Origin of the sequence: Bradyrhizobium sp. 2TAF36 (assembly GCF_052114925.1) — a bacterium.
GTDB classification, from domain to species: domain Bacteria; phylum Pseudomonadota; class Alphaproteobacteria; order Rhizobiales; family Xanthobacteraceae; genus Bradyrhizobium; species Bradyrhizobium barranii.
Genome location: NZ_JBFRFR010000159.1, coordinates 1 through 8507 on the forward strand (window position 1 = coordinate 1; position 8507 = coordinate 8507).

At 61.7% G+C, this 8507-nt stretch carries 6 protein-coding genes; 3 read left to right on the top strand and 3 right to left on the bottom strand.

The genetic code is table 11. From position 1 onward, the window contains the following. Positions 1-88 precede the first annotated feature (88 nt). Positions 89-1039 carry a helix-turn-helix domain-containing protein gene (locus AB4Z51_RS43180; protein ID WP_441499608.1) on the bottom strand — a complete coding sequence of 317 codons (951 nt, stop codon included), beginning with the start codon at positions 1037-1039 and terminating at the stop codon, positions 89-91. A gap of 237 nt (positions 1040-1276) precedes the next feature. Between AB4Z51_RS43180 and AB4Z51_RS43185 the strand changes: the two genes are divergently transcribed. The 3 genes from AB4Z51_RS43185 (at position 1277) to AB4Z51_RS43195 (ending at position 5175) form a co-directional block, all read left to right on the top strand. Next, positions 1277-2950 (top strand): winged helix-turn-helix domain-containing tetratricopeptide repeat protein, encoded by a 1674-nt coding sequence (locus AB4Z51_RS43185; RefSeq protein ID WP_441499609.1) that lies wholly within the window; start codon positions 1277-1279, stop codon positions 2948-2950. 50 nt (positions 2951-3000) lie between these two features. After that, entirely contained in the window at positions 3001-3969 is a 969-nt protein-coding gene (locus AB4Z51_RS43190; RefSeq protein WP_441499610.1) for an MBL fold metallo-hydrolase, read from the top strand. A gap of 222 nt (positions 3970-4191) precedes the next feature. Next, entirely contained in the window at positions 4192-5175 is a 984-nt protein-coding gene (locus AB4Z51_RS43195) for a hypothetical protein (protein ID WP_135216882.1), read from the top strand. Between the two features lie 118 nt (positions 5176-5293). On the opposite strand, the gene AB4Z51_RS43200 is transcribed toward AB4Z51_RS43195, so the two are convergent. Both AB4Z51_RS43200 and AB4Z51_RS43205 read right to left on the bottom strand, forming a co-directional pair. Continuing rightward, a complete protein-coding gene (locus AB4Z51_RS43200; RefSeq protein WP_135216881.1) occupies positions 5294-5998 on the bottom strand; it encodes a hypothetical protein in 705 nt (234 codons plus the stop codon). Between the two features lie 168 nt (positions 5999-6166). Continuing rightward, positions 6167-8507 (bottom strand): autotransporter outer membrane beta-barrel domain-containing protein (locus AB4Z51_RS43205; protein WP_441499611.1); only part of this gene is annotated, 2341 nt, incomplete at its 5' end.

The following is an 8507-nucleotide window of genomic DNA, read 5'->3' on the forward strand; positions in this document are numbered from 1 at the left end:
ACCCATAGCGGTCATGGGACCTTCTTTTGCCCGCCTGCATCCTGGAGCCTTTCTCGCAATGATGCTGTTCCCAGCATAGGCGATGCTGTCAACGTGCACGCCGTCGCCAATTGCTCGGGGTGTCCCCGGTCAGCTTCCTGAAGGCGGCGGCGAACGCGGTCTGGGAAGAATAGCCGAGCGCGACCGCGATCGAGAGGACCGACGCGTCGGTGCCGCGCAGCATGTTTTTGGCCTCCTCGAGCCGTTGCTGGCGCCGCCAGGCATGTGGGGAAAGCCCGGTGCTTTCCTTGAAGGCGCGGCAGAAGTGGAATCGCGAAAGACCGGCATCAGAAGCGAGCGCCGCGAGCGATACGTCAGCGTCGATGTCCGAGTGCAGGCGCTCGATGGCGCGGCGCAATACGACCGGTGAGAGGCCGCCCCGCGTCGGCTGGAACGTGGACGGCGCGCCGACATGCGCCGCCAGCAGGCGCGTGGCCAAGAGGTCCATCAGCTGATGCCTGAACAGTGTATCCACGACGACATTGCCCACCACGGCGTCGGTCGCGGTCAGGAGCAATCGGGATGTAATGGGGTCGGGATGCGCCGTTCGCTCCAGCAGATCGGTCGAGGTGGCGCTGTCGACCTCGCCTGCAACCCGCTCGAGCGTGGCGTGCGGAAGATAGAGTTGGATGACATCGACGGGTTTCGGAATATCCCACCGGGAGCTCGATCCTTCGGGGATGATGATCACGACTCCGGGACGAAACGTACCGATCGCAACCACGCTTCCCATCCGCCGCTCCATGCGCTGCACCGTGCCGTTGTAAGCCATGATGACGTGATGGCTCATGGGCGCGACGACGTCGTGCAGCGGGTCATGCTTCCAGTGGGCGATTCCGGCGCCGGAGGAATCCAAAGCCATGTGAAATGGCGTGGTCCCGAGCACCCGCGCCATTTCTGCACCGGCGGGAGGGCGCTCGGCATGAGCCAGAGTGACTTGGCACGCCTCAGGCGCAACTGACGCGTCCTCCAGGGAAGCGCGCAAGATATGCTTGTTCATGAACGTATCCTCGCACTCGGGAGGCGATGCAGGTGGTAAGCCGTGCCTCGGCTCGGCCAGGTCTGTTGCGTTGATTGCGAACGTCAGTGCGCGTCGAGTGCAGGCGGGCCAACCATTTCTCGAACCCTCGTTCCCGAAGGGTGAGAAAATGTGTACTGTTTCGAACGGAAAAGACCTTGCAGCCGGCCTGAATTGCGATCGAGTTTTCCTTGGCTTCTTGTCCAGGAAGGATCACAAGTGTCGTTTCTATTCGAAGATTATTGTCTCGATGCCAACCGGCGCGAGCTCAAGCGAGGCTCCGAGCTCATCCCCATCGGACCGAAGGTGTTCGACCTGCTGCTCTTCCTGGTCCGAAACCGGGAACAGGTCGTGACAAGGGACGATCTTCTGAAGGCGGTGTGGGAAGGACGGATCGTGTCCGAATCCACGCTGACCAGCCACGTCAATGCCGTGCGCAAGGCAATCGGGGATACCGGCAAGGAGCAACGCCTGATACGGACGGTTTCTCGCAGAGGCTTCCGGTTTGTTGGCGAGATCACCGAGGAAGAATTGCCCGCGCGAGCCTCGGTCACAGACCCAAGTACGGATCTTGGCGTTCAACATGTAAAGAACATTCAGGAGCCAATCAGGGCCTTTGAGGTCGATGCGCCGACGGAAACGCGAGAGGCTGCGCCAGTTTTTGCCGAGGCCGGGAGTCCGCCTCCGCTGCCCGACAGGCCTTCCATTGCGGTGCTCCCGTTTCAGAATATGTCTGGCGATGTCGAACAGGAATACTTTGCCGATGGAATGGCCGAGGACATCATCACGGCGCTGTCCCGTTTCAAGGCGCCATTTGTCATCGCCCGAAACTCCAGCTTCACCTACAAGGCGCGCGCTGTCGACGTGAAGCAGGTGGGGCGCGAGCTTGGGGTGCGCTACGTGTTGGAAGGGAGCGTTCGCAAGGCGGCAAACCGAGTGCGCATTACGGGACAACTCGTCGATACCGCTACTGGAGCACATATTTGGGCCGATCGGTTTGATGGCGAGCTCGGCGACATCTTCGATTTGCAGGACCAGGTGACTGAAAGCGTTGTCGGGGCGATCGCGCCTGCGGTGGAGAAAGCTGAGATCGAGCGCGCCAAACGCAAGCCGACCGCTAGTCTCGACGCCTATGCCCACTATTTGCGCGGTCTGGCCCGGCTTCATCAGTTTGGTAACCGGCAAGCGAACGACGAGGCATTGCGTCTGTTCAACCGCGCGATAGAGCTCGACCCGGAATTTGCCACCGCCTACGGTCGCGCAGCCTTTTGCTACCTCATTGCCAGGATCAATGGCTGGATTCCGGACACGGCGAACGCGATTGCCGAAGTGAAGAAGCTCACCCAACGGGCAGTTGAGTTGGGCAAGGATGACGCGAACGCGCTCTCCGCTGGCGGGAATGCGTTAGCGTTTGTTGTTGGGGATCTCGGGGTAGGTGCCGGCTTAGTTGATCGCGCGATCGCGCTTAATTCCAATTTGGCTGAGGCATGGAATTTCGGCGGCTGGGTAAAACTCTGGCTCGGCGAGCCGGAATCGGCGATCGAGCGCTTCGCACGAGCCATTCGCCTGAGCCCACTTGATCCGTGGCTGATGGGCATGCGAGCCGGGACCGCGTATGCACATTTCTTTTTGGACCGCTATGACGAAGCGGCATCATGGGCGGCAATGGCATTGCAGTGCAGCCCGGACTATCGGCCTGGATTACGGATCACCGCCGCAAGCAACGCAATGGCCGGTCGGCCGGAGCAAGCACACAAGGCCGTGGCTCGGCTGCGAGAACTCAGCCCCACGCTGCGCGTTTCCAATCTCAAAGATGTGCTTGGCCCTTATCGACGTGCTGAGGACGTCGCGCGATATGAGGAAGGATTGCGGCACGCAGGGCTGCCCGAATGACCATCTCGGCCCTGTCGTGAAATTTGCAAGACCGATTTGATAGACTCTGTTTGAACAACATGGGTGTCTTCATGGTTCGGCTTCCGGTTATTTTCTTGCTGGGAATTTTCTGTGCGTCACTGAGCAGTTTGAGCGCTTTCGGACAGAGTTGCGGCACAACGCCGCTCGACGTGCAAATCCTCGGTTCTGGTGGCCCCAGAATGAATCCCACTCGGGCATCGACGAGTTATCTGGTCTGGATCGAGGGGCGCGCAAGAATACTCATCGACATGGCCGGTGGTGCTCAACACCGCTTTGGTGAATCGCAAGCCAAACTCGAAGACTTGTGGATGGTCGGAATAAGCCATCTTCATCCAGATCACGTTTCCGACTTGCCAGCGTTCCTTTGGCTGAGCCACGAGGTCCGCAAGGAACCTCTCAAGGTTTTCGGTCCTACAGGCAACGATGCGGCCCCTGACTTTGCGATTTTCCTCAAGAGGCTTTTTGACGAGAAGAGTGGCGCATTTCCAGTGCTCGGATCGGCGTTAGGCGGCTCATACGGGGGCAGCGGCGTGCGGCCCGATATGGGGCGCGTTGTGGCGGGTGGCGTTCGACTTGATGTCGGAGTGATTGACGCTGTCAAAAGCGATCCATCCGTGGTTTTGCAGCGCGAGGGAACGACAGTCACGGCACGGAAAATCCCGCATGGAAATATGCCAACCTTGGCCTATCGCGTGCAGACCGGAAATGTGTCGATCGTGTTTAGCTCCGACCAAAACGGCACCGATCCGGGCTTCGTCGAATTCGCAAAGGGCGCGAACCTCCTGATCATGCATCTTGCAATCGCGCCCGGTGCGAATGTTCCCTTGCACGCAACACCGGCAGTCGTCGGACGCGTTGCCCAAGAGGCTGCGGTCAAGCAGCTCATCGTCAGTCAATTCGGTCTGTTTGAACTCGATGCGGCCATCGCTGATTTGCGAACTGCCTACAACGGGCCGCTCATCGTCGGAGCAGACATGCAGTGTACGCCAGTGCTGTGAGACCCACGGTCCTTCGCTGGTTGATGTCCGGTTATGGCCCCACAGCGGACCTGCCGCTGCCACCCGTCAGGCGTCAGCCTGTGCCCCCTTGGTTGACCTTGCTCAGTGTGTTTCCCGCACCGGCAACTGCCCCCTTGAGCAAAACCAGCTGTGGCTCTTCCACCGGTTGTTGAAAATCGCGGGAGCAACCAGTTTACGGATTGTTAGTAGATTCTATCGTAAATGGTTCAAGAAGATAACAACAACCATACCGGGTTCAATTACCCGACCAAATCCATGAATGCATCTGCTTTCCTGATCGCGACGGCCTTTGGCGCAGCATTCCTTGCTGTGGAGTACAAGTGGTACTACCAGCCCGACATGTTCAATCCGGATGTCGTGCTCAGCATCTTCTCTAACGAGCACATGAAAGCTCGCGCAGCAGTTCGGCACGTGCTGATCGATCCGGACTCGGCCAAATTCAGCTCATTGCGTTCAGTCGAGGCCGACGCGGCGCGATATGTCTGCGGCGCCGTCAACGCCAGAGACAAATCCGGCCAATCCATCGATGCCGCTTTCGTCTACACTGTGGCCGTTGACTTTGCCCGCATCGACGACGACGGCCGGATCACGCAGCTGCGCTCGGGATCTCGGCCTTGCCCCACTGAAAATGACAAAGTCGCGCAGCAGAAGCCTGCTCTTTCGCCTGGCATGCTGTCCGTTGCGCAAACCGTTCAGAAGGTTGCTCCGCAGGCCGGCACCTCAACTGTGTCAGGTCTGACGACGCGTGCACCTGCGGCAGGCGCAACGGCGTCCGGCGGGACCATGGAGCAGCAGCTCCGCGAGCTGGGCGCACGGACTGTCCCGCCTCAATCGGCCAATGGAGCCCAGGCAAACTTGCCGGGAGAGCGTGGGACCGGCAAGGAGAGTGAGTGGCGAGCCGATCAGCCTCCCGTCGCATGGCCCAAATTCCCTCCGGATCACCCTTTGGCGAGGTCAACCCGGAAACGGAGCCCCTCCGAAGCACTCGCCTTGGCGACCGGCGTCGAGGAACGCTGGAACCAAGCCAAGTTGTCCGGAAACGTCGCGATGCGTCCCTCGTCGGAAGAAATCAAAGAGGCGTGTCGCGCCTTGCTTGGGATCGATCCCACAGACAGCGAATATCGAAAAGCCTGGGCAACTTTCGTGCACCTGCAAGACATCGACCGCGATGTTGCGATGAAGTGAAGTGGGAGTGGTAGAAGAACTGCCTCCCCGCCTCTGGCCCAAGGACGACATCCGTCCAGACCACTTCGATGTCACTTTTGGCGCAAGCCGGCGCGGCTACTATGAGTGCACGTCCTAGCTAGGCCCGCCGCATCAGCTTGAGCGAGGCTGCAAGGCGCAGGCTGCGCTTGCCGGCGAGCGCGATGCCTTCGAGCTCACCGCTATCCGCAGTGCAGGTTCCGGAGAAGCCGATCCCGACCTCATAGCCGCCAAACACGGGGTTTTCGCCCTTCGCCGGCGTGTGCTCCTGGTTCAGCATCTCGCCCTTCCAGCGGCCGTCCGCCGAGGAATAGGAGCCGAGATAGTAGAAGAACGCATCGCCGCCGAGGATGCGGCCGTCGATCAGGAGCATCACGCCCGATAATCCGGCATCGACACCGTCAAGCGCGCGCAGGCTCATCCCATAGAGTCCGTTGGCGATGCCGCCCGGACCGACCGCACCACTCGGAGGCAACCCCTCGTCGTCGAGCCGAGTGAGATTGGCCCAGAATTTTGCGCCCGGCATGGTGTCCGCGCCACCCTCGAGACGGATCTGGTTACCGTGCAGCCGCCCGCGCGCACCGATCGAGGCGATATCGGCTCCCATCAGCGGCTTGTGATTGGGATCCTCGTTGTGCCGTTCGGTGATCACCTCGGCGACGATCTCGCCGTCGCGCTCGTCATAGGTTCCAAGGTGCGCGAAGGCCGAATTGCCGCCCAGCATCTTACCGTCATGCAGGCACATGATGCTGCGGCCGAACGCATCGTTGACGCCGTATTCAACCTTGTAGAGTCCATCCAGCAACGTCTTGAGCCCGCAAAATCAGAAAAGAATCGCGGGCTACCTAGCTAGGCCGTGATCCCATAAATCAGCCGATCGGTCGGCTTGCCAGAGTCCGCTATACCCCCGATAGCTACCAAATTCCGCAGCACAGCGAAATGATGCGAAGGGCCAAAACCAGAAATCGTCAACTTACCAGGAATACCGCACCACGCCCTTGCCGGCGTAGCTGGTGGTGACGTCGGAGAACTCGCCTTCGAAGGTGGCGGCGGCGGACCAGCCGTTCAGCCATTTCTTCTCGACGGAGGCGGTGACGAGCGCGGAGTCGCTGGCTTGCGCGGCGCCGCCAACGACAAAGGATGCGCCCGGCAATGTCTGGAACGTCGCACCGATATTGCGGCCGGGGTTGAAATCATGCGCCCATGCCAGGCGCCCTCGCAGCGTGAAGATTCCGTCCGCCATCGCATATGATTTGTCGCTGCGAAGGCCGAGTTCGCTGCGCGTATCGGTGACACTCTTCGAAGCGTAGGCGAGCGCGAACGTGTTGACGCCGGTTACCGCCTGCTCGGCATAGGCCGGCAGATCGAAGGTGGTGAACTGTCCTGCTACGTAGGGCGTGATGCCGATGCCGCCCATCCACGGGCTGACAAAGCGATAGCCGCCTTCGACGCGACCCGAGAAGGCATTGGCGTTGAACTGCGCGCGCAACTGATCGATGCCGGCCACCGTCACGGTGCGGTTGGTGGTGATGTCCTGCCAGCCATAGGCCAGCGCGCCGGAGAGATACGCCGCACCGGCATTGTGCCGGATGAAGGCGCCGGCCTGGAACATATCGGATCGGCCAGAGCCGCCATTGACGGTGCTGAAGGTCGTACCTCCGCCCGCGAGCGCAAAGCCTGCCAGCGTATTCGGCGAGATACGGTAATCGGCGCCGACCGCGGTGCCTGCGATGCGGCTGGTCGTGTTGTTGGAGCCGAGCGTCGTGTTGCCGTCGGTGGTCTGCGCGCCGCCATAGCCTGCCGCCCACACGCTCCAGCGCTGCGCGAACGGATCGGCCATGACGACCGCCTTAGTGAACATCGCATGGGCGTCCCGCGCCGCACCGGAGCGTGGCATGTCCGGTGAGGCGTAGGCCGATGCGCCCGCCGATGATCCCGCTGAAACGCCATCGCCGCGACCGTCGATGAAGGGATCGGTCAGCAATCCCATGAACTGGTTCATCGCGTTGAAGGTCGTCTGCTGCGAGCCGGTCGCGGTCTCGCCCGAGATCTGGGTCAGTCCCGCCGGCGTCAGCCCGCCGAACGCCAGCGGAATACCGCCGTTGGAGTTGAAGAAATTGACGATCGGGTCGGCGATGTTCCGTTGGTTGTTGTTGAGACCCGTCCCGGGCGGCGGCACGAAACTGAGAACGAGATTGAGATACGCATTGTTGGCGTCATAGCTCAGGCTCGACGCGAATCCACCCGGCAAGTTGGTGTTGACGATCGAGCCGAACGTGCTGGTGCCGATACCGCCGGTGGCGTTGAGGATGGTGTATTGCTTTGCGACATAGGCCCCTGCTGCGAAAGATGCTTTGACGGTGGCGCCGCCGAACGTCGCCACGCCGGTGACGTTGGTGCGGTCGGCCGCCGAAGGCGACACCTCGACCATGTAGCTCGATGCGGCCGTCAACACGAGATTGCCCTGCACGGTCAACGTACCGATCGAATTGCCGGGCGCCAGCGTGCCGCCATTGATGGTCGTGTTGCCGACCGTGCCGTTGCCGCCGAGCGTGCCGCCGGCATTCACCGTCACCGCGCTGGCCGTGCTCGTGCCGTTGACCGAGAGCAGGCCGCCGTTGACCGTGGTCGCGCCTGTAAAGGTGTTGGTGCCCGTCACATTGGTCGCGCCACTATTCGCCGTCAGCGTCATGCCGCCGCCGAGGCTGTTCAGCGTGCCGCCGCTTGAGGTCACTGCGCCGGTCAACGCGCCGTTGGCCAACGTGCCGCCCGATAGCGAAACGATATTGATCGTTTGTCCCAGCAAACCGAGATCGAGCGTGCCACCGGTGTTGATTGTCGTCGCACTCGTAGCGCTGAATGTGTTCGCCGCAGCGCCCCTTAGCGTGCCGGCATTGATCGTCGTAGCTCCAGTATAAGTGTTGGCGCCAGAAAAGCTGAGCGTGCCGATGCCGCTCTTGGTAATGGCGCTCGATCCACCGGTGCCGCCGAGGCCGTCCGAGGCCGCGGAGCCGCCGGAACCGTTCTGATCGGCGATGGCGTCCGACACCGTGTAGCTGCCGCTGCCACCGAAGGTCAGCGTCGAGCCCTGCACAAAGAAGCCCGTGCCTAAGGCCGAGCCCGCACCGCCGCCGTTGGAGCCGGTGCCGCCGGCTACGCTGCCGCCCGAGGTCGAGCCGTTGCCGTTGATGGTGAGCGAGCCGCCCTTGACCACGAACACCGCCCCGCCCATGCCGCCGCCACCGCCGTTCCCGCCACTGGCGCCGTCGCCGCCGCCAAAGCCACCCGCACCGCCGGCCCCGCCGCCTCCGCCC